The following is a 24,559-nucleotide window of genomic DNA, read 5'->3' on the forward strand; positions in this document are numbered from 1 at the left end:
CTGGCGATATTGCCGCGATAGCAAGCACTGTGGGGTGTCTGCATTTACGGTCATGGAACATCCTTTCCTAAAGCCAGCGCCCGTTTGCGAGACGGCGAAAAGGGCCGTCACGAATAATACTCTCATGTTTGAATAATTACTCTGTTTATTATCTTGACATAGCCAGGCATAAAAGAGAGTATTTCAACACTGTGGGGTGCCTGCGTTGCTCCAGCAACACAAGTCAACCAGCTGGAAAGGCCGCGAACCAGACCAGCAATAAAAAACCGCCAAATTCGGCGGTTTTTTATTGCCTGTAAAAAGCTTATTTCAATGGCTCAACCGGTAAATCTGCCCGTGCGCCCCATTCACTCCATGCGCCGTCGTACAGTTTCACGTTTGGCACATCCAGCGTCGCGAGTGCCAACAAAACCACGGCTGCCGTTACACCAGAACCGCAACTGACGATAATAGGTTTGTCATAACTTACGCCGCGACCAAAAAATATCGCATCCAGTTCATCGGTCGTTTTTAGTTCGCCTTCACGTACCAGTTCTGTCCACGGAACGTTAAACGCGCCGGGAATATGTCCGCGACGTAAACCTGGGCGAGGTTCATCAACTTCTGCGTTAAAACGTGCAGCCGGGCGGGCATCAATAATTTGCGCCGTATTTTCATGGCTTGCCAATAACACATCGGTGACTTTCACCACGGCTTCAGGATTAAACGTGGCGTTAAACTCTCCTTCCGGCAGCTCTACTGCACCTTCTTCTAACAGCAGATCATCGCGCTGCCAGCCTGCAAGTCCACCCCCCAGAATCGACACTTTCTCTACACCAAAGGTGCGCAGCATCCACCATGCTCGTGGGGCTGAGAAAAGATTACCTTCGTCATAGACAATCAGGTGCTTATCCTGGTTAACGCCTAACTCACGCATCGCCACGGCGAACGTTTCCGGGCGCGGCAGCATGTGCGGAAGCGGGGAAGTGTGATCAGAAAGCGCTTCGATATCAAAAAACACTGCGCCGGGAATATGTCCATTCAGATACTCCTGAGCAACGTTACGATCTTCCTGTCCAGGCGACGCCATGCGGGCATCGATAATCTGAATTTCCGGGTCATCAATATGTTCGGCGAGCCAGTCGGCTCCTACAAACCATGTCGTGGACATAGGCATCTCCATTTTTGCCGGGGTTAGGCTAAATTGTCGGATGTTTAGTGAAATGCAACAAGCAAAAGAGGCTGATTTGGCTGTCTGAGCCACAATTCTCACTAAAATTCGGATTGTATGGGCGTGATACTGAATTACATAACGTAAATTCTCACGCATAATAATTATTCGACGTTGCTAACGGGCCATTGTGGCAGGGATGAAAAATGAAAAAGTTACGCGTAGCCGCCTGCATGCTAATGCTGGCGCTGGCAGGGTGCGACAACAACGATAACGCGCCAACAGCGGTGAAAAAAGATGCGCCTTCTGAAGTTACTAAAGCGGCCTCTTCAGAAAACGTGAGTTCAGCAAAACTTTCCGCGCCGGAGCGACAAAAACTGGCCCAACAGAGTGCCGGTAAGGCGCTGACATTGCTGGATCTCTCTGAAGTTCAACTTGATGGCGCAGCCACGCTGGTGCTGACGTTCTCCATTCCTCTCGACCCGGATCAGGATTTCTCACGCGTTATCCATGTCGTCGATAAGAAAAGCGGCAAAGTGGATGGTGCCTGGGAGCTGTCAGATAATCTTAAAGAGTTGCGTTTACGCCACCTCGAACCGAAACGTGATTTGATCGTCACTATTGGCAAGGAGGTCAAAGCACTCAACAACGCAACCTTCAGTAAAGATTACGAAAAAACTATAACTACCCGCGATATCCAACCCAGCGTCGGTTTTGCCAGCCGTGGTTCGTTGTTACCTGGTAAAGTTATTGAAGGGCTGCCGGTAATGGCGCTCAACGTTAACAATGTTGATGTTAACTTCTTCCGTGTGAAGCCCGAATCTCTGCCTGCATTCATTAGCCAATGGGAATACCGCAATTCGCTGGCGAACTGGCAGTCTGAAAAACTGCTGCAGATGGCGGATCTGGTTTATACCGGACGGTTTGATCTCAATCCTGCGCGTAACACCCGTGAAAAATTATTGCTGCCGCTGGGTGATATCAAACCGCTTCAGCAGGCAGGCGTGTATCTGGCTGTGATGAATCAGGCTGGACGTTACGATTACAGTAATCCCGCGACGCTGTTTACGTTAAGTGATATCGGCGTTTCAGCTCACCGTTATCACAATCGTCTGGATATCTTTACCCAAAGTCTGGAAAACGGCGCGGCCCAGCAAGGAATACAAGTCTCTTTATTAAATGAGAAAGGGCAGACTCTGACTCAGGCAACCAGTGATGCTCAGGGGCATGTGCAGCTGGAAAATGATAAAAACGCGGCATTACTGCTGGCGCGTAAAGACGGTCAGACAACGCTACTCGATTTAAAACTTCCGGCGCTGGACTTAGCAGAATTTAACATTGCTGGCGCGCCAGGCTATAGCAAACAGTTTTTCATGTTTGGCCCGCGCGATCTTTATCGCCCTGGTGAAACAGTCATCCTCAATGGTTTATTGCGTGATGCAGATGGAAAAGCATTGCCCGATCAACCCATCAAGTTAGACGTGATTAAACCCGACGGGCAGGTACTCAGGAGCGTCGTTAGTCAGCCGGAGAATGGCCTCTACCACTTTACCTGGCCACTCGATAGCAATGCGGCAACCGGTATGTGGCATATTCGCGCTAACACGGGCGATAACCAGTACCGGATGTGGGATTTCCACGTCGAAGATTTTATGCCAGAGCGCATGGCGCTGAATCTGACTGGTGAGAAAACCCCGCTAACGCCGAAAGATGAAGTGAGATTTTCCGTGGTGGGGTACTACCTGTATGGTGCGCCTGCTAATGGTAATACTTTGCAAGGGCAACTTTTCCTGCGCCCACTGCGTGAAGCTGTGTCAGCCTTACCTGGTTTCGAATTCGGCGATATAGCTGCCGAAAATCTTTCCCGCACGCTGGATGAAGTTCAGTTGACGCTGGATGATAAAGGGCGTGGCGAAGTTTCTACAGAAAGCCAGTGGAAGGAAACGCATTCCCCATTACAGGTTATTTTCCAGGGTAGTTTGTTGGAATCGGGCGGTCGCCCGGTGACGCGCCGCGCTGAGCAGGCTATCTGGCCTGCCGATGCATTGCCGGGGATCCGTCCGCAGTTCGCCTCGAAATCGGTTTACGATTATCGCACTGACAGCACGGTGAAACAGCCCATTGTTGATGAAGGCAGTAACGCCGCTTTTGACATCGTTTATAGCGATGCGCAAGGCGTGAAAAAAGCCGTGTCGGGCTTGCAGGTGCGCCTGATTCGCGAACGCCGCGATTACTACTGGAACTGGTCAGAAGATGAAGGCTGGCAATCACAGTTTGATCAAAAAGATCTGATTGAAAATGAACAAACTCTGGATCTGAAAGCGGACGAAACCGGCAAGGTCAGTTTCCCGGTAGAGTGGGGCGCTTATCGTCTGGAAGTCAAAGCGCCGAATGAAGCGGTCAGTAGTGTGCGTTTCTGGGCTGGCTATAGCTGGCAGGACAACAGCGACGGGAGCGGCGCAGTGCGTCCGGACCGTGTCACGCTGAAACTGGATAAAGCCAGTTATCGCCCTGGCGACACCATTAAGTTGCATATCGCCGCGCCAACGGCGGGTAAAGGTTATGCGATGGTCGAGTCCAGTGAAGGGCCGCTGTGGTGGCAAGAGATTGATGTTCCGGCTCAAGGGCTGGATCTGACGATTCCGGTCGATAAAACCTGGAATCGTCATGATCTGTATTTAAGTACGCTGGTGGTACGTCCTGGCGATAAATCTCGCTCTGCGACGCCAAAACGCGCAGTTGGGGTGTTGCATCTGCCGCTTGGCGATGAAAACCGTCGTCTCGATCTGGCGCTGGAAACCCCCACCAAAATGCGCCCCAATCAGCCATTAACCGTGAAAATTAAAGCCAGCAATAAAAATGGTGAGATGCCAAAACAGGTGAATGTGCTGGTGTCTGCCGTTGATAGCGGTGTGCTGAATATTACTGATTACGTTACCCCCGATCCGTGGCAGGCGTTCTTTGGTCAGAAACGCTATGGTGCAGACATTTACGATATTTACGGTCAGGTCATTGAAGGTCAGGGGCGTCTGGCAGCTCTGCGTTTTGGTGGCGATGGTGATGAGCTGAAACGTGGTGGTAAACCGCCGGTCAATCACGTCAATATTGTCGCGCAGCAGGCGCTGCCGGTAACGCTCAACGAACAGGGCGAAGGCTCGGTTACACTGCCGATTGGCGATTTTAACGGTGAACTACGCGTCATGGCGCAAGCCTGGACGGCAGATGACTTCGGTAGCAACGAAAGCAAAGTGATAGTTGCCGCACCGGTGATTGCTGAACTGAACATGCCGCGCTTTATGGCGAGTGGCGATACCTCGCGTCTGACGCTGGATATCACTAATCTTACCGATAAACCGCAAAAACTGAACGTTGCCCTGACCGCCAGTGGTTTGCTTGAACTGGTCAGCGTTTCACCCGCAGCCGTTGAATTAGCGCCAGGTGTGCGTACTACGCTGTTTATCCCGGTGCGAGCATTGCCGGGTTATGGCGATGGAGAAATTCAGGCCACCATTAGCGGGTTAGCGTTACCGGGTGAAACCGTTGCCGATCAGCATAAGCAGTGGAAAATCGGCGTCCGTCCGGCGTTCCCGGCACAAACGGTTAATTACGGTACGGCGTTGCAGCCTGGTGAGACATGGGCGATTCCGGCGGATGGATTGCAAAACTTCTCGCCTGTTACACTGGAAGGGCAATTGTTGTTGAGCGGCAAACCACCGCTGAACATCGCACGTTATATCAAAGAGTTAAAAGCGTATCCGTACGGCTGTCTTGAGCAAACCGCCAGCGGCTTGTTCCCGTCACTTTATACCAACGCAGCCCAACTGCAGGCGTTGGGCATCAAAGGCGACAGTGATGAGAAACGCCGTGCATCGGTCGATATCGGCGTTTCCCGTTTGCTGCAAATGCAACGTGATAACGGCGGCTTTGCGCTGTGGGATAAAAACGGTGACGAAGAGTACTGGCTGACGGCTTACGTGATGGATTTCCTGGTCCGCGCAGGTGAGCAGGGGTACAGCGTGCCGACAGACGTCATTAACCGGGGAAATGAGCGTCTGCTGCGCTATTTACAAGATCCGGGCATGATGTCGATCCCGTACGCGGATAATCTCAAAGCCAGTAAATTCGCCGTACAGTCTTACGCTGCGCTGGTGCTGGCCCGTCAGCAAAAAGCACCACTGGGTGCGCTGCGTGAAATCTGGGAGCATCGTGCAGATGCCGCTTCTGGTTTACCGCTGCTGCAACTTGGCGTTGCGCTGAAAACCATGGGTGATGCGACGCGTGGTGAAGAAGCAATTGCGTTGGCGCTGAAAACGCCGCGTAATAGTGATGAGCGGATATGGCTGGGTGATTACGGTAGTCCACTGCGCGACAACGCGTTGATGCTCTCCTTGCTGGAAGAAAATAAACTGCTACCCGATGAGCAGAACACTTTGCTGAACACGCTTTCGCAGCAGGCATTTGGTGAACGCTGGCTATCGACCCAGGAAAGTAACGCGTTGTTCCTGGCTGCCCGTACAATTCAGGATTTACCGGGTAAATGGCAGGCGCAAACCTCTTTCTCAGCTGAGCCGCTGACAGGCGAGAAAACGCTAAACAGCAATCTGAATAGCGATCAACTTGCCACCTTGCAGGTGACCAACAGTGGCGATCAGCCGTTATGGCTGCGTGTGGATGCCAGCGGTTATCCGCAATCCGCACCTTTACCGGCGAACAATGTGCTGCAAATCGAGCGTCATATTCTTGGTACTGATGGTCAGAGTAAATCGCTGGACTCGTTACGTAGCGGCGATCTGGTGCTGGTCTGGTTGCAGGTAAAAGCCAGTAACAGCGTGCCGGATGCGTTAGTCGTGGATCTGCTGCCTGCGGGTCTGGAACTGGAAAACCAGAATCTGGCGAACGGTAGCGCCAGCCTGGAGCAAAGTGGTGGCGAAGTGCAGAACTTACTGAACCAGATGCAGCAGGCGAGCATTAAGCACATTGAGTTCCGTGATGATCGCTTTGTGGCGGCGGTTGCCGTTGATGAATACCAACCGGTAACGCTGGTGTATCTGGCGCGGGCGGTGACGCCGGGAACGTATCAGGTACCGCAACCGATGGTGGAATCAATGTATGTTCCCCAATGGCGGGCGACTGGCGCGGCTGAAGATCTGCTGATTGTCAGACCGTAAATGCCTCGCCTGTTAACCAAACGCGGCTGCTGGATAACGCTGGCAGCTGCGCCCTTTCTCCTTTTTCTTGCAGCGTGGGGAGCAGATAAACTCTGGCCTCTACCGCTGCATGAAGTCAATCCCGCACGAGTGGTTGTGGCGCAGGATGGGACGCCGCTCTGGCGCTTTGCCGATGCGGAAGGCATCTGGCGTTATCCGGTAACAATCGAAGATGTTTCTCCACGTTACCTTGAAGCGCTGATCAATTATGAAGATCGCTGGTTCTGGAAGCATCCGGGGGTGAATCCATTCTCGGTGGCGCGCGCAGCATGGCAAGATCTCACTTCGGGACGGGTTATTTCCGGTGGCAGCACGCTCACTATGCAGGTTGCTCGTCTGCTTGATCCTCACCCCAAAACATTTGGCGGCAAAATTCGCCAGCTCTGGCGCGCGTTGCAACTGGAGTGGCATCTGTCTAAGCGTGAAATTCTGACCTTGTATCTTAACCGTGCCCCGTTTGGCGGTACGTTGCAGGGGATCGGTGCGGCAAGTTGGGCTTATCTCGGAAAATCGCCTACGAATTTAAGCTATTCCGAGGCGGCAATGCTGGCGGTTTTGCCGCAAGCTCCCAGCCGTCTTCGCCCGGATCGCTGGCCGGAACGTGCCGAAGCCGCGCGTAATAAAGTGCTCGAACGGATGGCTGCGCAAGGTGTGTGGTCCCGTGAGCAGGTAAAAGAATCAAGGGAAGAACCCATCTGGCTGGCACCCCGACAAATGCCGCAACTGGCACCGCTGTTTTCGCGCATGATGCTCGGTAAAAGCAAAAGCGACAAAATCGTTACTACGCTGGATGCCGGTCTTCAACGACGTCTGGAAGAACTGGCGCAAAACTGGAAAGGACGATTACCACCGCGCAGCTCACTGGCGATGATCGTGGTTGATCATACCGATATGCGTGTTCGCGGCTGGGTGGGTTCTGTTGATCTCAACGATGATTCACGCTTTGGTCATGTTGATATGGTCAATGCGATCCGATCGCCAGGATCGGTGCTCAAACCGTTTGTTTATGGTCTGGCGCTGGATGAAGGCTTGATCCACCCGGCATCACTGCTGCAAGACGTTCCCCGGCGCACCGGTGATTATCGACCAGGTAACTTTGATAGCGGTTTTCATGGCCCGATCAGCATGAGCGAGGCGCTGGTGCGCTCGCTGAATTTACCTGCTGTGCAGGTGCTGGAAGCCTATGGACCGAAACGGTTTGCGGCAAAATTACGCAATGTTGGATTGCCGTTGTATCTGCCCAACGGCGCTGCGCCGAATCTTTCGCTCATTCTCGGCGGCGCTGGTGCAAAACTGGAAGATATGGCGGCAGCGTATACCGCGTTTGCTCGCCACGGCAAGGCAGGTAAATTGCGCTTACAGCCTGACGATCCGCTGCTTGAACGGCCTTTAATGTCGTCGGGGGCTGCGTGGATCATTCGCCGGATTATGGCTGATGAAGCGCAACCCTTGCCGGATGGTGCCTTGCCGCGCGTCGCCCCACTGGCATGGAAAACGGGCACCAGCTATGGCTATCGTGATGCCTGGGCGATTGGGGTTAACGCTCGCTATGTCATTGGGATCTGGACTGGCAGACCGGACGGCACGCCCGTTGTTGGTCAGTTTGGCTTTGCCAGCGCCGTACCATTGTTGAATCAGGTTAATAATATCTTACTGTCGCGCAGTGCGAATCTGCCGGAAGACCCACGTCCTGACTCTGTAAGTCGTGGCGTTATCTGCTGGCCGGGCGGACAGTCTTTGCCGGAAGGTGACGGTAACTGCCGCCGCCGCCTGGCAACCTGGCTGCTGGACGGGAGTCAGCCACCAACTCTATTACTGCCGGAGCAGGAAGGCATTAATGGCATTCGTTTCCCCATCTGGCTGGATGAAAACGGCAAACGTGTTGCCGCTGATTGCCCTCAGGCGCGACAAGAAATGATAAATGTCTGGCCGCTACCGCTGGAACCCTGGTTGCCCGCATCAGAACGCCGCGCTGTGCGCTTACCACCGGCCTCGACAATTTGCCCGCCATACGGTCACGATGCACAACTCCCACTGCAGCTGACAGGTGTTCGCGATGGCGCGATTATTAAACGTTTACCGGGCGCAGCGGAAGCGACTTTGCCGTTGCAATCAAGTGGAGGGGCAGGTGAACGCTGGTGGTTTCTGAATGGCGAACCGTTAACTGAACGCGGGCGCAACGTGACCCTGCATTTGATGGATAAGGGCGATTATCAATTGCTGGTGATGGATGAGGTGGGGCAAATCGCGACAGTGAAATTTGTCATGCAATAGTCTGTTTTGTCCCTGATTGTTGCTTAAACTAGGTTTATTTTAAAAAAATGTTACCTTCATCAATAGTCAACGGCCCTGTTGCTCATTATAATCCGCGCCATCTCGTACGCTGGTACAGACAACAACAGAACAATTTACAGAGGTAAAAATGGCTATTGAACGTACTTTTTCCATCATCAAACCGAACGCGGTAGCAAAAAACGTCATAGGTAATATCTTTGCGCGCTTTGAAGCTGCAGGGTTCAAAATTGTCGGCACCAAAATGCTGCACCTGACCGTTGAACAGGCTCGTGGCTTTTATGCTGAACACGATGGAAAACCGTTCTTTGATGGTCTGGTTGAATTCATGACCTCTGGCCCGATCGTGGTTTCCGTGCTGGAGGGTGAAAACGCCGTTCAGCGTCACCGCGATCTGCTGGGCGCGACCAATCCGGCAAACGCACTGGCCGGTACTCTGCGTGCTGATTACGCTGACAGCCTGACCGAAAATGGTACCCACGGTTCTGATTCCGTCGAATCTGCCGCTCGCGAAATCGCTTATTTCTTCGGCGAAGGCGAAGTGTGCCCGCGCACCCGTTAATAATTTCGTAAATGCCGCGTGCAAACGTGGCATCCGTGCGCCAGAATTTGTACAATGCAGCGCCCCCGGACGAGCAGCCGCTCACCGGGGCGTTTCTTTTTTCAACCCTCCAGGGGCCATAACGTGTAATAACGAGGCCGGAATAGCATATGTCTGAACAATTAGTCACACCTGAAAACGTCACCACGAAAGATGGAAAAATCAACCTGCTGGATCTCAACCGTCAGCAGATGCGGGAGTTTTTTAAAGATTTAGGTGAAAAACCCTTCCGCGCCGATCAGGTGATGAAGTGGATGTATCACTATTGCTGCGACAACTTTGATGAGATGACCGACATCAACAAAGTGTTGCGCGGCAAACTGAAAGAGGTGGCGGAGATCCGCGCACCGGAAGTGGTTGAAGAACAGCGTTCATCTGACGGCACCATTAAATGGGCAATTGCCGTTGGCGATCAGCGCGTCGAAACGGTGTATATCCCGGAAGACGACCGTGCCACGCTCTGCGTCTCTTCGCAGGTGGGGTGTGCGCTGGAGTGTAAATTCTGTTCCACCGCCCAGCAGGGCTTTAACCGCAACCTGCGGGTATCGGAAATTATCGGCCAGGTGTGGCGTGCAGCGAAAATCGTCGGCGCAGCAAAAGTCACCGGTCAGCGTCCAATCACTAACGTAGTGATGATGGGCATGGGCGAGCCGCTGCTCAACCTGAACAATGTCGTTCCGGCGATGGAAATCATGCTTGATGATTTCGGTTTTGGCCTGTCTAAACGTCGCGTGACGCTTTCCACTTCCGGTGTAGTTCCGGCGCTGGATAAACTGGGCGATATGATCGACGTTGCACTGGCAATTTCCCTGCACGCGCCGAACGACGAAATTCGTGACGAAATTGTGCCGATCAACAAAAAGTACAATATCGAAACGTTCCTTGCTGCGGTACGCCGTTATCTGGAGAAATCCAACGCCAATCAGGGCCGAGTCACTATTGAATACGTGATGCTTGACCACGTTAACGACGGCACTGAACACGCGCACCAACTGGCGGAGCTACTGAAAGATACGCCGTGTAAGATCAACCTGATCCCGTGGAACCCGTTCCCTGGCGCGCCGTATGGACGCAGTTCGAACAGCCGTATCGACCGTTTCTCAAAAGTGCTGATGAGCTACGGTTTCACCACTATTGTGCGTAAAACTCGTGGTGATGATATCGATGCTGCCTGTGGTCAGTTGGCGGGCGATGTTATCGACCGTACGAAACGTACCCTGCGTAAACGGATGCAGGGTGAAGCCATCGATATTAAAGCGGTCTGATAGCCATTACGCCACGGTTACTTTATGTACCGTGGCGTAATCTTTTATGAATGAAGTATTAAGTTGCAATTGTCTGGTCAATATTAACGGTGCGTTTTTGCTGACTTTAAGGCAGTATGTAACGATGCAACAGTAAGTTAGCCTTAGTGAATGTGGGCTTTGTCACGAGCACACAGACGGTCTTATACTGTATGATAACGGTTAACTTAACGGATGTTTCGCGGTGTGGGTGAGCATGATGGTTCACCGGCATCTCAATTCTCATTTAAACGTACCTGCAGCGAATGAATACTGAAGCCACGCACGACCAAAATGAAGCACTTACTACCGGCGCTCGCCTGCGTAATGCTCGCGAACAACTAGGACTTAGTCAGCAGGCCGTTGCCGAGCGACTTTGCCTGAAGGTTTCCACGGTACGCGACATTGAAGAAGATAAGGCACCCGCCGATCTTGCTTCAACATTCCTGCGCGGATATATCCGCTCTTATGCGCGTCTGGTACATATTCCAGAAGAAGAACTGCTGCCAGGGCTGGAAAAGCAGGCTCCACTTCGGGCTGCAAAAGTTGCGCCGATGCAGAGTTTTTCCCTCGGTAAACGCCGCAAAAAACGCGACGGCTGGCTGATGACCTTCACCTGGCTGGTGTTGTTTGTGGTTATCGGCCTGAGCGGTGCCTGGTGGTGGCAAGACCACAAAGCTCAGCAGGAAGAGATCACCACTATGGCCGATCAATCTTCGGCGGAATTGAGCAGTAATAGCGAGCAGGGGCAGAGTGTTCCGTTAAATACGTCGACAACTACAGACCCGGCTACAACGTCCACGCCGCCAGCGTCTGTGGATACTACCGCAACCAACACGCAAACACCTGCCGTAACTGCGCCAGCACCAGCTGTTGATCCGCAACAGAATGCGGTTGTTTCGCCTTCGCAGGCAAATGTTGATACCGCCGCGACCCCGGCACCAACGGCAACAACAACGCCAGATGGTGCTGCGCCGTTGCCAACCGATCAGGCTGGCGTGACCACGCCGGCGGCTGATCCGAATGCGCTGGTGATGAACTTTACTGCCGATTGCTGGCTGGAGGTCACTGATGCTACCGGTAAAAAACTGTTTAGCGGGATGCAGCGTAAAGACGGTAATTTGAATTTAACCGGCCAGGCACCGTATAAACTGAAAATTGGTGCGCCAGCCGCAGTACAGATCCAGTATCAAGGGAAACCTGTCGATCTGAGTCGTTTTATCAGAACTAACCAGGTTGCGCGTCTGACCCTCAATGCCGAACAATCACCGGCGCAGTAACAGACGGGTAACGCGGGAGATTTTTCATGCATAACCAGGCTCCAATTCAACGTAGAAAATCAACACGTATTTACGTTGGGAATGTGCCGATTGGCGATGGTGCTCCCATCGCCGTACAGTCCATGACCAATACGCGTACGACAGACGTCGAAGCAACGGTCAATCAAATCAAGGCGTTGGAACGTGTTGGCGCTGATATCGTCCGTGTCTCAGTACCGACGATGGACGCGGCAGAAGCGTTCAAACTCATCAAACAGCAGGTTAACGTGCCGCTGGTGGCTGACATCCACTTCGACTATCGCATTGCGCTGAAAGTAGCGGAATACGGCGTCGATTGTCTGCGTATTAACCCTGGCAATATCGGTAATGAAGAGCGTATTCGCATGGTGGTTGACTGTGCGCGCGATAAAAACATTCCGATCCGTATTGGCGTTAACGCCGGATCGCTGGAAAAAGATCTGCAAGAAAAGTATGGCGAACCGACGCCGCAGGCGTTGCTGGAATCCGCCATGCGTCATGTTGATCATCTCGATCGCTTGAACTTCGAACAGTTCAAAGTCAGCGTGAAAGCGTCAGACGTCTTCCTCGCTGTTGAGTCTTATCGTTTGCTGGCAAAACAGATCGATCAGCCGCTGCATCTGGGGATCACCGAAGCGGGTGGTGCGCGCAGCGGGGCGGTTAAATCCGCCATTGGTTTAGGTCTGCTGCTGTCTGAAGGCATTGGCGACACGCTGCGCGTATCGCTGGCGGCCGATCCGGTTGAAGAGATCAAAGTCGGTTTCGATATTTTGAAATCGCTGCGTATCCGTTCGCGCGGGATCAACTTCATCGCCTGTCCAACCTGTTCGCGTCAGGAGTTTGATGTTATCGGTACGGTTAACGCGCTGGAGCAACGCCTGGAAGATATCATCACTCCGATGGACGTTTCGATTATCGGCTGTGTGGTGAATGGCCCAGGTGAGGCGCTGGTTTCTACACTCGGCGTCACCGGCGGTAACAAGAAAAGCGGCCTCTATGAAGATGGCGTGCGCAAAGACCGTCTGGACAACAACGATATGATCGACCAGCTGGAAGCGCGCATTCGTGCGAAAGCCAGTCAGCTGGACGAAGCGCGTCGAATTGACGTTCAGCAGGTTGAAAAATAATAACGTGATGGGAAGCGCCTCGCTTCCCGTGTATGATTGAACCCGCATGGCTCCCGAAACATTGAGGGAAGCGTTGAGGGTTCATTTTTATATTCAGAAAGAGAATAAACGTGGCAAAAAACATTCAAGCCATTCGCGGCATGAACGATTACCTGCCTGGCGAAACGGCCATCTGGCAGCGCATTGAAGGCACACTGAAAAACGTGCTCGGCAGCTACGGTTACAGTGAAATCCGCTTGCCGATTGTAGAGCAGACCCCGCTATTCAAACGTGCGATTGGTGAAGTCACCGACGTGGTTGAAAAAGAGATGTACACCTTTGAGGATCGCAATGGCGACAGCCTGACTCTGCGCCCTGAAGGGACGGCGGGCTGTGTACGCGCCGGCATCGAGCATGGTCTTCTGTACAATCAGGAACAGCGTCTGTGGTATATCGGGCCGATGTTCCGTCACGAGCGTCCGCAGAAAGGGCGTTATCGTCAGTTCCATCAGTTGGGCTGCGAAGTTTTCGGTCTGCAAGGTCCGGATATCGACGCTGAACTGATTATGCTCACTGCCCGCTGGTGGCGCGCGCTGGGTATTTCCGAGCACGTAACACTTGAGCTGAACTCTATCGGTTCGCTGGAAGCTCGTGCGAATTACCGCGATGCGCTGGTGGCATTCCTTGAGCAGCATAAAGAAAAGCTGGACGAAGACTGCAAACGCCGCATGTACACTAACCCTCTGCGCGTGCTGGATTCAAAAAATCCGGAAGTGCAGGCGCTTCTCAACGACGCTCCGGCATTAGGCGATTATCTGGACGAGGAATCTCGTGAGCATTTTGCCGGTCTGTGCAAACTGCTTGAGAGCGCGGGGATCGCTTACACCGTCAACCAGCGTCTGGTGCGTGGCCTGGATTACTATAACTGTACCGTTTTCGAGTGGGTGACTAACAGCCTCGGTTCCCAGGGCACCGTGTGTGCAGGCGGTCGTTATGACGGTCTGGTGGAACAACTGGGTGGTCGTGCTACACCGGCTGTCGGTTTTGCGATGGGCCTCGAACGTCTTGTATTGTTAGTTCAGGCCGTTAATCCGGAATTTAAGGCCGATCCTGTTGTCGATATATACCTGGTGGCTTCAGGTGCTGATACACAATCTGCGGCTATGGCATTAGCAGAGCGTCTGCGTGATGAATTACCGGGCGTGAAATTGATGACCAACCACGGCGGCGGCAACTTTAAGAAACAGTTTGCCCGTGCTGATAAATGGGGTGCCCGCGTTGCTGTGGTGCTGGGTGAGTCTGAAGTGGCTAACGGCACAGCAGTAGTGAAGGATTTGCGCTCTGGTGAGCAAACGGCAGTTGCGCAGGATAGCGTAGCCGCGCATTTGCGCACGTTACTGGGTTAAGGAAGGAGAAGGACAGCGTGGAAATTTACGAGAACGAAAACGACCAGGTAGAAGCGGTTAAACGCTTTTTTGCTGAAAATGGCAAAGCACTGGCTGTTGGGGTGATTTTGGGCGTTGGCGCACTAATTGGCTGGCGCTACTGGAACAGCCATCAGGTTGATTCTGCACGCTCCGCTTCTCTTGCCTATCAAAATGCGGTTACCGCAGTGAGCGAAGGCAAACCGGATAGCATTCCGGCGGCGGAAAAATTTGCTGCTGAAAATAAAAATACTTATGGTGCGCTGGCTTCTTTGGAACTTGCGCAGCAATTTGTTGACAAAAATGAACTAGAGAAAGCTGCCGCCCAGTTACAACAGGGGCTGGCAGACACGAGCGATGAAAATCTCAAAGCCGTGATAAATCTGCGTCTTGCTCGCGTTCAGGTTCAGCTCAAGCAGGCTGATGCCGCGCTGAAAACCCTTGATACCATCAAAGGTGAAGGGTGGGCTGCCATTGTTGCCGACCTGCGTGGTGAAGCATTGCTGAGCAAAGGTGATAAGCAAGGTGCGCGTAGTGCATGGGAAGCAGGCGTGAAAAGCGATGTTACCCCGGCACTGAGCGAAATGATGCAGATGAAAATTAATAATTTGTCCATCTGAGAGGGACCCGATGCAATTGCGTAAATTACTGCTGCCAGGACTGCTTTCCGTTACCCTTTTAAGCGGCTGTTCGCTGTTTAACAGCGAAGAAGATGTGGTAAAGATGTCCCCATTGCCGACCGTTGAAAACCAGTTTACGCCGACCACGGCGTGGAGCACTTCCGTTGGTAGCGGCATTGGCAACTTCTATTCCAATCTTCATCCGGCACTGGCGGACAACGTTGTCTATGCAGCGGACCGCGCTGGTTTAGTAAAAGCGCTGAATGCGGATGATGGCAAAGAAATCTGGTCTGTCAGCCTGGCCGAGAAAGATGGCTGGTTCTCTAAAGAGCCTGCATTACTTTCTGGCGGTGTGACCGTGTCTGGTGGGCATGTCTACATTGGCAGCGAAAAGGCGCAGGTTTACGCGCTGAATACCAGCGATGGTACTGTGGCATGGCAAACTAAAGTCGCGGGTGAAGCACTTTCGCGTCCGGTGGTCAGCGACGGTCTGGTGTTAATCCACACCAGTAACGGTCAGTTACAAGCGCTGAACGAAGCTGACGGCGCTGTCAAATGGACAGTTAACCTCGATATGCCTTCGCTCTCTTTGCGTGGCGAGTCTGCGCCGGCAACGGCTTTTGGTGCGGCCGTCGTGGGTGGCGATAATGGTCGCGTCAGCGCAGTGCTGATGGAACAGGGCCAGATGATTTGGCAGCAGCGTATTTCCCAGGCGACCGGTTCTACCGAAATTGACCGTCTGAGCGATGTTGACACGACTCCCGTCGTTGTTAACGGCGTTGTTTTCGCGCTGGCCTATAATGGTAACCTGACGGCGCTTGATCTGCGCAGTGGTCAGATTATGTGGAAACGCGAACTGGGTTCGGTGAATGATTTCATCGTCGACGGCAATCGCATCTATCTGGTCGATCAAAATGACCGGGTGATGGCGTTGACCATTGATGGCGGCGTTACGCTGTGGACACAAAGCGATCTGTTGCATCGCCTGCTGACTTCTCCGGTGCTGTATAATGGCAACCTGGTGGTAGGTGACAGCGAAGGTTATCTGCACTGGATTAACGTCGAAGATGGTCGTTTCGTTGCCCAGCAAAAAGTTGATAGTTCCGGTTTCCAGACTGAACCGGTTGCCGCTGATGGCAAACTGCTGATCCAGGCAAAAGACGGAACCGTGTACTCTATTACACGTTAATCGTCTCTGTCGTTCACTTTGAAAACGGCTCCTGGACAGGGGCCGTTTTCCTGTTTTTAACAACGACACGAATATAGCGTGCGTTGTCTGATGATTTATAAAAATGAGGCTTTAAACATGGTACCTGTGGTCGCGCTTGTCGGGCGCCCTAACGTAGGAAAATCCACGTTATTTAACCGTCTAACTCGCACCCGAGATGCGCTGGTTGCGGATTTCCCGGGTCTGACTCGTGACCGTAAGTACGGTCGTGCAGAAATTGAAGGCCGCGAGTTTATTTGTATTGATACTGGTGGGATTGATGGCACCGAAGACGGTGTAGAGACACGTATGGCGGAACAGTCGCTGCTGGCGATTGAAGAAGCGGACGTCGTACTGTTTATGGTGGATGCGCGCGCGGGCCTGATGCCGGCGGATGAAGCGATTGCCAAACATCTGCGCTCCCGTGAAAAACCGACCTTCCTGGTGGCAAACAAAACTGACGGTCTGGATCCCGATCAGGCGGTGGTTGATTTCTACTCGCTTGGTTTAGGGGAAATCTACCCGATCGCCGCGTCTCACGGTCGTGGCGTATTAAGTCTGCTGGAGCACGTGCTGCTGCCGTGGATGGAAGATCTCGCACCGCAAGAAGAAGTCGACGAAGACGCCGAATACTGGGCGCAATTTGAAGCGGAAGAGAACGGCGAAGAAGAAGAGGAAGACGACTTCGACCCGCAAAGTCTGCCGATCAAACTGGCGATTGTGGGTCGTCCGAACGTAGGTAAGTCTACACTCACTAACCGTATTCTTGGTGAAGAGCGCGTTGTTGTTTATGATATGCCTGGTACGACGCGTGACAGTATCTACATTCCAATGGAACGCGATGGACGTGAGTATGTGCTCATTGACACCGCTGGCGTACGTAAACGCGGCAAAATCACCGATGCTGTAGAGAAATTCTCGGTAATCAAAACGTTGCAGGCCATTGAAGATGCCAACGTGGTGATGTTAGTGATTGATGCGCGCGAAGGTATTTCCGATCAGGATCTCTCCCTGCTGGGCTTTATTCTCAATAGTGGGCGCTCACTTGTCATTGTGGTGAATAAGTGGGATGGCCTGAGCCAGGAAGTGAAAGAGCAGGTGAAAGAAACGCTGGACTTCCGTCTGGGCTTTATCGATTTTGCTCGTGTGCATTTTATCTCAGCCTTGCACGGCAGTGGTGTTGGTAATCTGTTTGAATCAGTACGTGAAGCGTATGACAGCTCCACCCGTCGTGTGGGGACCTCTATGCTGACGCGCATCATGACGATGGCTGTTGAAGATCACCAACCGCCGTTGGTACGCGGTCGTCGTGTGAAGCTGAAATATGCCCACGCCGGTGGTTATAACCCGCCGATTGTGGTGATTCACGGTAATCAGGTGAAAGACCTGCCTGATTCCTACAAGCGTTACTTGATGAACTACTTCCGCAAATCGCTGGACGTAATGGGATCGCCGATTCGTATTCAGTTCAAAGAAGGGGAAAACCCGTATGCGAACAAGCGTAACACCCTGACGCCAACCCAGATGCGTAAACGTAAGCGTCTGATGAAGCACATCAAGAAAAATAAATAATTATCCGTAAGTATTTTATCTGCCATTCCCTCTATGAATGTAGAGGGAATGGCTACCGGAGAAATTCATATGGAACTGCATTGTCCACAATGTCAGCATGTGCTTGATCAGGATAACGGCCATGCGCGTTGCCCATCCTGCGGGGAATTTATTGAAATGAAAGCTCTTTGTCCAGACTGCCATCAACCGTTGCAGGTGTTAAAAGCCTGCGGTGCAGTAGATTACTTCTGTCAGCACGGGCATGGCTTGATATCGAAAAAACGCGTTGAATTCGTGCTGGCTTAATGAACCTTTTTACGCGATTTTTTTACCGGCTGGATGTTTTTTACTTCACTTTCTATCCAGCCGTCTTCCAGACGTGTGGTTAGCATTTCACCCGCTTTAACTTGCTTCACTTTTTTCAGTACATTGCCGTCAGTAGCAGTAGTAACGCTGTATCCACGCGCCAGCGTCGAAAGCGGGCTAACTGCTTCCAGGTGCGTTACTGCATTACCAAACCGTTCTCGCGTTGCGCTCAGTTGCGCGCGCAACGTTTCTGCCAGGCGATATTCCAGTTGTTGAATTCGCGTCTGTGCGCGGTGAATACGCGGCTGCGGATTTTGCTGGTTTAGCCGCTGTGTTAACCGCTGCTGCTGTTGCCCGGCACGCTTAAGCTGATTTTCCAGCGCAAAGCTCATCCGCTTTTGCAGGCGCTCAAGCATGGTTTGCTGGCGTGCCAGCCGGAGCTGTGGATGCTGCTGCTGTAAGCGATGATGGATCTGCGTAAAACGACGCGTGCGGTTGGCGAGATAATAATCCATTGCCATTTCGAGGCGCTGCTGCGCAGACTGCACCTGACGCAGTAACTCCTGTTGATTGCGGCTCACTACTTCAGCGGCGGCAGACGGCGTTGGCGCACGCAGATCAGCGACAAAGTCGGCAATCGTCACATCCGTCTCATGCCCGACGGCGCTGACGACCGGAATGCGGCTGGCAAAAATCGCCCGCGCTACACGTTCGTCGTTAAAACTCCATAAATCTTCCAGCGAACCGCCGCCGCGCCCAACGATCAACACGTCGCACTCGTTGCGCTGATTCGCCAGTTCAATGGCGCGAACAATTTGCCCTGGCGCGTCATCGCCCTGAACGGCGGTGGGGTAGATGATCACCGGCAGAGAAGGATCGCGACGTTTTAATACATGCAAAATATCATGTAGCGCAGCACCGGTTTTTGAGGTGATCACACCAACGCAATGCGCAGGAGAGGGGAGTGATTTTTTGTATTGCTGATCGAACAGACCTTCAGCCTGCAATTTCGCTTTAAGCTGTTCGTATTTTTGTTGCAGCAACCCTTCACCGGCAGGCTGCATACTTTCGACGATAATCTGGTAGTCACCGCGCGGCTCGTAGAGCGTAATATTGGCGCGAACTAAAACCTGTTGCCCATGCTGTGGGCGGAAGGTCACCCGGCGGTTGCTGTTGCGGAACATCGCGCAGCGTACCTGGGCGGTGTCGTCTTTGAGTGTAAAGTACCAGTGACCGGAAGCCGGTTGTGTGAAATTAGAGATTTCGCCGCTGATCCAAACCTGTCCCATCTCATGCTCAAGCAGCAGACGAACCGTTTGATTCAGGCGACTAACGGTAAAAATTGCAGGGGATTGAGAAGGTAACATGTGAGCGAGATCAAATTCTAAATCAGCAGGTTATTCAGTCGATAGTAACCCGCCCTCCGGGGATAGCAAGCATTTTTTGCAAAAAGGGGTAGATGCAATCGGTTACGCTCTGTATAATGCCGCGGCAATATTTATTAACCACTCTGGTCGAGATATTGCCCATGCTACGTATCGCTAAAGAAGCTCTGACGTTTGACGACGTTCTCCTCGTTCCTGCTCATTCTACCGTTCTGCCGAATACTGCTGACCTCAGCACCCAGCTGACGAAAACTATTCGTCTGAATATCCCTATGCTTTCCGCAGCAATGGATACCGTAACGGAAGCGCGCCTGGCTATTGCTCTGGCTCAGGAAGGCGGTATCGGCTTTATCCACAAAAACATGTCCATTGAACGCCAGGCAGAAGAAGTTCGCCGTGTGAAAAAACACGAATCTGGCGTGGTAACTGATCCGCAGACCGTGCTGCCGACAACCACCCTGCGTGAAGTGAAAGAACTGACCGAGCGTAACGGCTTTGCGGGCTACCCGGTGGTTACCGAAGAAAACGAACTGGTCGGCATCATCACCGGTCGTGACGTGCGTTTTGTGACCGATCTGAATCAACCGGTTAGCGTTTACATGACGCCGAAAGAGCGTCTGGTAACCGTGCGTGAAGGCGAAGCCCGTGAAGTGGTGCTGGCAAAAATGCACGAAAAACGCGTTGAAAAGGCGCTGGTGGTTGATGACGAATTCCACCTGATCGGCATGATCACCGTGAAAGACTTCCAGAAAGCGGAACGTAAACCGAACGCCTGTAAAGACGAGCAAGGCCGTCTGCGTGTTGGTGCAGCGGTTGGCGCGGGTGCGGGTAACGAAGAGCGTGTTGACGCGCTGGTTGCCGCAGGCGTTGACGTTCTGCTGATCGACTCCTCTCACGGTCACTCAGAAGGCGTTCTGCAACGTATCCGTGAAACCCGTGCTAAATATCCTGATCTGCAAATCATCGGCGGCAACGTGGCAACAGCTGCAGGTGCACGCGCTCTGGCAGAAGCTGGTTGCAGCGCGGTTAAAGTCGGTATCGGCCCAGGCTCTATCTGTACGACTCGTATCGTGACTGGCGTCGGTGTTCCACAGATCACCGCCGTTGCTGATGCAGTAGAAGCCCTGGAAGGCACCGGTATTCCGGTTATCGCTGACGGCGGTATCCGTTTCTCAGGCGATATCGCCAAAGCTATCGCCGCTGGCGCAAGCGCGGTAATGGTGGGTTCCATGCTGGCGGGTACTGAAGAATCTCCGGGTGAAATCGAACTCTACCAGGGCCGTTCTTACAAATCTTACCGTGGGATGGGTTCCCTGGGCGCGATGTCCAAAGGTTCTTCTGACCGTTACTTCCAGAGCGACAACGCTGCCGACAAACTGGTGCCGGAAGGTATCGAAGGTCGCGTAGCCTATAAAGGTCGCCTGAAAGAGATCATTCACCAGCAGATGGGCGGCCTGCGCTCCTGTATGGGGCTGACCGGCTGTGGTACTATCGACGAACTGCGTACTAAAGCGGAGTTTGTACGTATCAGCGGTGCGGGCATTCAGGAAAGCCACGTTCACGACGTGACCATTACTAAAGAGTCCCCGAACTACCGTCTGGGCTCCTGATTCTCTTCGCCCGACTTCATGTCGGGCGATTTATATTATCTGTTTCACTTGCCTCGGAATAAGCGTCAATGACGGAAAACATTCATAAGCATCGCATCCTCATTCTGGACTTCGGTTCTCAGTATACTCAACTGGTTGCGCGCCGCGTGCGTGAGCTGGGCGTTTACTGCGAACTGTGGGCGTGGGATGTGACAGAAGCACAAATTCGTGACTTCAATCCAAGCGGCATTATTCTTTCCGGCGGCCCGGAAAGCACCACCGAAGAAAACAGCCCGCGTGCGCCGCAGTATGTCTTTGAAGCAGGCGTACCGGTATTCGGCGTTTGCTATGGCATGCAGACCATGGCAATGCAGTTGGGCGGTCACGTTGAAGCCTCTAACGAACGTGAATTTGGCTACGCGCAGGTTGAAGTCGTAAACGACAGCGCACTGGTTCGCGGTATTGAAGATGCTCTGACCGCAGACGGTAAACCTCTGCTCGATGTCTGGATGAGCCACGGCGATAAAGTTACCGCTATCCCGTCCGACTTCGTCACCGTAGCCAGCACCGAAAGCTGCCCGTTTGCCATTATGGCTAACGAAGAAAAACGCTTCTATGGCGTACAGTTCCACCCGGAAGTGACTCACACCCGCCAGGGTATGCGCATGCTGGAGCGTTTTGTGCGTGATATCTGCCAGTGTGAAGCCCTGTGGACGCCAGCGAAAATTATCGACGATGCTGTAACTCGCATCCGCGAGCAGGTAGGCGACGATAAAGTCATCCTCGGCCTCTCTGGTGGTGTGGATTCCTCCGTAACCGCAATGCTGCTGCACCGCGCTATCGGTAAAAACCTGACTTGCGTATTCGTCGACAACGGCCTGCTGCGTCTCAACGAAGCAGAGCAGGTTCTGGATATGTTTGGCGATCACTTTGGTCTCAATATTGTTCACGTTCCGGCAGAAGATCGCTTCCTGTCAGCGCTGGCTGGCGAAAACGATCCGGAAGCAAAACGTAAAATCATCGGGCGCGTTTTCGTTGAAGTATTCGATGAAGAAGCGCTGAAACTGGAAGACGTGAAGTGGCTGGCGCAGGGTACTATCTACCCTGACGTTATCGAATCTGCGGCGTCTGCAACCGGTAAAGCACACGTCATCAAATCTCACCACAACGTGGGCGGCCTGCCGAAAGAGATGAAGATGGGCCTGGTTGAACCGCTGAAAGAGCTGTTCAAAGACGAAGTGCGTAAGATTGGTCTGGAGCTGGGCCTGCCGTACGACATGCTGTACCGTCACCCGTTCCCGGGACCAGGCCTTGGCGTTCGTGTTCTGGGTGAAGTGAAGAAAGAGTATTGTGACCTGCTGCGCCGTGCTGACGCCATCTTCATTGAAGAACTGCGTAAAGCGGACCTGTACGACAAAGTCAGCCAGGCATTCACCGTCTTCCTGCCGGTACGTTCCGTTGGCGTAATGGGCGATGGTCGTAAGTATGACTGGGTTGTTTCTCTGCGTGCTGTCGAAACCATCGACTTTATGACCGCACACTGGGCGCATCTGCCGTACGATTTCCTCGGTCGCGTTTCCAACCGCATTATCAATGAAGTGAACGGTATTTCCCGCGTGGTGTATGACATCAGCGGCAAGCCACCAGCTACCATTGAGTGGGAATGATTTTGATCCCTGCACTATGAATGAACAAAACCCTCTGTTACTACAGAGGGTTTTTTATCTTCAAGAATTATAGGCTTGAAGTTACTTACATCGATTAATTAAACCAGCTGTCCGATTTGTTCTCTTCTGCTTTGCCCACGCTTTTCATCAGATCGCGACCGCCCTCAGTCATATTCCTGTTTGCGTCAGCTTCAGATTGCACCACATCGGTTTGCGCAGCTTTGTGCTTCAGTTCCTGATCGATAAATTCGTTTTCTCGCTTAACGCGGGCTTCTTCTTTCGCCAGCGCCAGTTTTTGTTTCTGAATCTCTAAGCTGCGTAGCTCATCTTCATAACTTTGATCGCGTTTTTTGTCCGCAGTGGCTTCGGCGTCCAGTTTATCCTGACGAGCTTTCTTATTTGCCGCTGCCGTTGCCGCTCTTTTGTTAGCGGCGGCCTGGGCGTTTGCGCGACGTTGCTTCTCTTGCTGGATTTCCCTGTTGCGCTCCGCGACCCATTCGTCATGCTGCCTTTGCTCTTCATTTTTACCTTGCTGTTCCGCTTCTGCGACAGCAGAGAGTTGATCCTGCAATGATGAGGCGATAGCCGGATAGCTTAAGGAGGTTAAGATGGCGCAAAGAAAAACTTTCTTCATGACTCCTCCTGATCATTAGCTCTTTTCAGGACATTTCGTATTTGGCTGAATACGCGTTTCGTTATACGTCGTGGTAATAACAACGGCTAAACCTGTCGTAAACTGGCACTCTTTACCCACCTGGGTAGAGGTATACACTTTGGTGCCTTCCTTATACGTTAGAGAAACACCTTCCACTAAGGTTTTATCATTCACCATAGAACCCGCTGCCGCGCCAACAGCTCCGCCGCCAACTGCACCTGCCGTCGTTCCGGAATTGCTGCCAGACCCCACGTTGTGGCCGATTACACCGCCAGCGACTGCACCAATAAGCGCGCCGAAGGCTTGTGCGTTCCGTTTATTTTGGGAGTTGTCTACGGCAACTTTTGCGGGAAGAATGGAAATAATATTAACGGTTTTAGTTTCTTGTTTGGTATTCAGTTGATCGGTTTGATAAACATCGGCGGCATGATCATCAGCATTTGACTGGCATCCTGCCAGAGTGAATGACGCTAACATTGCCACAGGCAGAAGACATTTTTTAAATTTCATCACTATTCCTTGTTATACACATTACTAAAAATAAGACATTTAAGATCATCAAAAGAAGAAAGTAAATGTATTGCGTATAAAGGAATAGATTAAATTTATTAAAATTCATGTGGGAAATAATTTATAAAAATACATCATTAAAATATATGTATTAATTTTATATTTATTTCGCAGCCAAACAGGATAAACATCTGTCAGGACAAAGACGTAAAATTTAAGATGAAAGAATATCTGCCGCTTTGATAATCCCAAAGAGCAAAAGCATCCGACAGCGAGGTGCCGTTATGTTCTGTGAAAGTGGAGAAGGTAACCGCTAACGTTGTACCGGTGATTCGACGGAGAGTGTGGATTGCTGAGCTTCTTTTTTGCTCTGATGGTGCTGCCATGCACCGACGGACGAGTAGATAAAACGGCCAAAGAAGAAGATAAAGCTGATGAGCAGTACGATACGGGTCATGCGACTGTTAAATCGGTGTCGTTTTCGCATACTGGTTGCCTGACTCACAAAAGGTTCCTTGAAGTATGTCCCACGCTGTGGACGGTACTTACATTAAGGCACAACAGGACAAAATGGTCAATTCTTCGTTATGTAAAAAAGCGTCAGTGGATACATATTTTAATGTTATGGAAGTTAATTTAATTATTTACAATGATGATGTAATAATGATGAATTAACATGATAAACGTAATAATTCATTAATCAGGGTT

General features: G+C 52.1%; 19 protein-coding genes. 14 read left to right on the plus strand and 5 right to left on the minus strand.

Translation table 11 applies throughout. The features are described from left to right. Positions 1-304: 304 nt before the first annotated feature. Entirely contained in the window at positions 305-1,150 is an 846-nt protein-coding gene (gene sseA / locus ACJHYD_RS00355) for a 3-mercaptopyruvate sulfurtransferase (RefSeq protein WP_001551462.1), read from the minus strand. 206 nt (positions 1,151-1,356) lie between these two features. Here sseA and yfhM point away from each other — a divergent pair, with 206 nt between their 5' ends. The 11 genes from yfhM (at position 1,357) to ACJHYD_RS00410 (ending at position 18,045) form a co-directional block, all read left to right on the plus strand. Then, the gene (yfhM, locus tag ACJHYD_RS00360; protein WP_001551461.1) at positions 1,357-6,318 is read left to right on the plus strand and encodes an alpha2-macroglobulin; all 4,962 of its coding nucleotides are present in this window, start codon (positions 1,357-1,359) and stop codon (positions 6,316-6,318) included. Further along, complete coding sequence (gene pbpC / locus ACJHYD_RS00365) at positions 6,319-8,631, plus strand: peptidoglycan glycosyltransferase PbpC (RefSeq protein WP_001551460.1); 2,313 nt, start codon at positions 6,319-6,321, stop codon at positions 8,629-8,631. It abuts the gene before it with no gap. Between the two features lie 148 nt (positions 8,632-8,779). Then, a complete protein-coding gene (gene ndk / locus ACJHYD_RS00370) occupies positions 8,780-9,211 on the plus strand; it encodes a nucleoside-diphosphate kinase (protein ID WP_000963837.1) in 432 nt (143 codons plus the stop codon). A gap of 149 nt (positions 9,212-9,360) precedes the next feature. Then, positions 9,361-10,515, plus strand: coding sequence for a bifunctional tRNA (adenosine(37)-C2)-methyltransferase TrmG/ribosomal RNA large subunit methyltransferase RlmN (locus ACJHYD_RS00375; RefSeq protein ID WP_000003317.1), 1,155 nt, complete (start codon positions 9,361-9,363; stop codon positions 10,513-10,515). A 284-nt stretch (positions 10,516-10,799) separates the two neighbouring features. Continuing rightward, a complete protein-coding gene (gene rodZ / locus ACJHYD_RS00380) occupies positions 10,800-11,813 on the plus strand; it encodes a cytoskeleton protein RodZ (RefSeq protein ID WP_001090850.1) in 1,014 nt (337 codons plus the stop codon). Positions 11,814-11,839: 26 nt separating this feature from the next. After that, a complete protein-coding gene (ispG, locus tag ACJHYD_RS00385; RefSeq protein WP_000551813.1) occupies positions 11,840-12,958 on the plus strand; it encodes a flavodoxin-dependent (E)-4-hydroxy-3-methylbut-2-enyl-diphosphate synthase in 1,119 nt (372 codons plus the stop codon). A 110-nt stretch (positions 12,959-13,068) separates the two neighbouring features. Next, positions 13,069-14,343, plus strand: a complete 1,275-nt coding sequence (gene hisS, locus ACJHYD_RS00390) for a histidine--tRNA ligase (protein ID WP_001551459.1) — start codon at positions 13,069-13,071, stop codon at positions 14,341-14,343. Positions 14,344-14,360: 17 nt separating this feature from the next. Further along, positions 14,361-14,981 carry an ancillary SecYEG translocon subunit YfgM gene (yfgM, locus tag ACJHYD_RS00395; RefSeq protein ID WP_000409205.1) on the plus strand — a complete coding sequence of 207 codons (621 nt, stop codon included), beginning with the start codon at positions 14,361-14,363 and terminating at the stop codon, positions 14,979-14,981. A 10-nt stretch (positions 14,982-14,991) separates the two neighbouring features. Further along, positions 14,992-16,170, plus strand: coding sequence for an outer membrane protein assembly factor BamB (bamB, locus tag ACJHYD_RS00400; RefSeq protein WP_001177048.1), 1,179 nt, complete (start codon positions 14,992-14,994; stop codon positions 16,168-16,170). Positions 16,171-16,287: 117 nt separating this feature from the next. After that, positions 16,288-17,760 (plus strand): ribosome biogenesis GTPase Der, encoded by a 1,473-nt coding sequence (gene der, locus ACJHYD_RS00405; protein WP_000249410.1) that lies wholly within the window; start codon positions 16,288-16,290, stop codon positions 17,758-17,760. Between the two features lie 69 nt (positions 17,761-17,829). Continuing rightward, the gene (locus ACJHYD_RS00410) at positions 17,830-18,045 is read left to right on the plus strand and encodes a zinc ribbon domain-containing protein (protein WP_001295478.1); all 216 of its coding nucleotides are present in this window, start codon (positions 17,830-17,832) and stop codon (positions 18,043-18,045) included. Here the strand turns inward: ACJHYD_RS00410 and xseA are convergent. Next, on the minus strand, positions 18,042-19,412 hold the full coding sequence (xseA, locus tag ACJHYD_RS00415; RefSeq protein WP_001551458.1) for an exodeoxyribonuclease VII large subunit: 1,371 nt from the start codon (positions 19,410-19,412) through the stop codon (positions 18,042-18,044). The two genes, ACJHYD_RS00410 and xseA, sit on opposite strands and share 4 nt — an antisense overlap. A 161-nt stretch (positions 19,413-19,573) precedes the next feature. Between xseA and guaB the strand changes: the two genes are divergently transcribed. After that, positions 19,574-21,040 (plus strand): IMP dehydrogenase, encoded by a 1,467-nt coding sequence (gene guaB, locus ACJHYD_RS00420; RefSeq protein WP_001299507.1) that lies wholly within the window; start codon positions 19,574-19,576, stop codon positions 21,038-21,040. A 68-nt stretch (positions 21,041-21,108) separates the two neighbouring features. Then, positions 21,109-22,686, plus strand: a complete 1,578-nt coding sequence (guaA, locus tag ACJHYD_RS00425) for a glutamine-hydrolyzing GMP synthase (protein WP_001551457.1) — start codon at positions 21,109-21,111, stop codon at positions 22,684-22,686. Positions 22,687-22,780: 94 nt separating this feature from the next. Here the strand turns inward: guaA and ACJHYD_RS00430 are convergent, their stop codons facing one another. From ACJHYD_RS00430 to ACJHYD_RS00440, 3 genes are all read right to left on the minus strand, one after another. After that, on the minus strand, positions 22,781-23,320 hold the full coding sequence (locus tag ACJHYD_RS00430) for a DUF5384 family protein (protein WP_001551456.1): 540 nt from the start codon (positions 23,318-23,320) through the stop codon (positions 22,781-22,783). Positions 23,321-23,335: 15 nt separating this feature from the next. After that, positions 23,336-23,854: a glycine zipper 2TM domain-containing protein gene (locus ACJHYD_RS00435; protein WP_001295476.1), complete on the minus strand. Its 519-nt coding sequence runs from the start codon at positions 23,852-23,854 to the stop codon at positions 23,336-23,338. A 310-nt stretch (positions 23,855-24,164) separates the two neighbouring features. Beyond that, positions 24,165-24,356, minus strand: a complete 192-nt coding sequence (locus tag ACJHYD_RS00440; RefSeq protein ID WP_000076001.1) for a YfgG family protein — start codon at positions 24,354-24,356, stop codon at positions 24,165-24,167. A 17-nt stretch (positions 24,357-24,373) separates the two neighbouring features. On the opposite strand from ACJHYD_RS00440, the gene ACJHYD_RS00445 reads away from it, so the two are divergent. Further along, positions 24,374-24,526 (plus strand): hypothetical protein, encoded by a 153-nt coding sequence (locus tag ACJHYD_RS00445; RefSeq protein ID WP_000017552.1) that lies wholly within the window; start codon positions 24,374-24,376, stop codon positions 24,524-24,526. Positions 24,527-24,559 lie beyond the last annotated feature (33 nt).

Source organism: Escherichia sp. WS1368 (genome assembly GCF_046487485.1).
Lineage (GTDB): Bacteria > Pseudomonadota > Gammaproteobacteria > Enterobacterales > Enterobacteriaceae > Escherichia > Escherichia coli.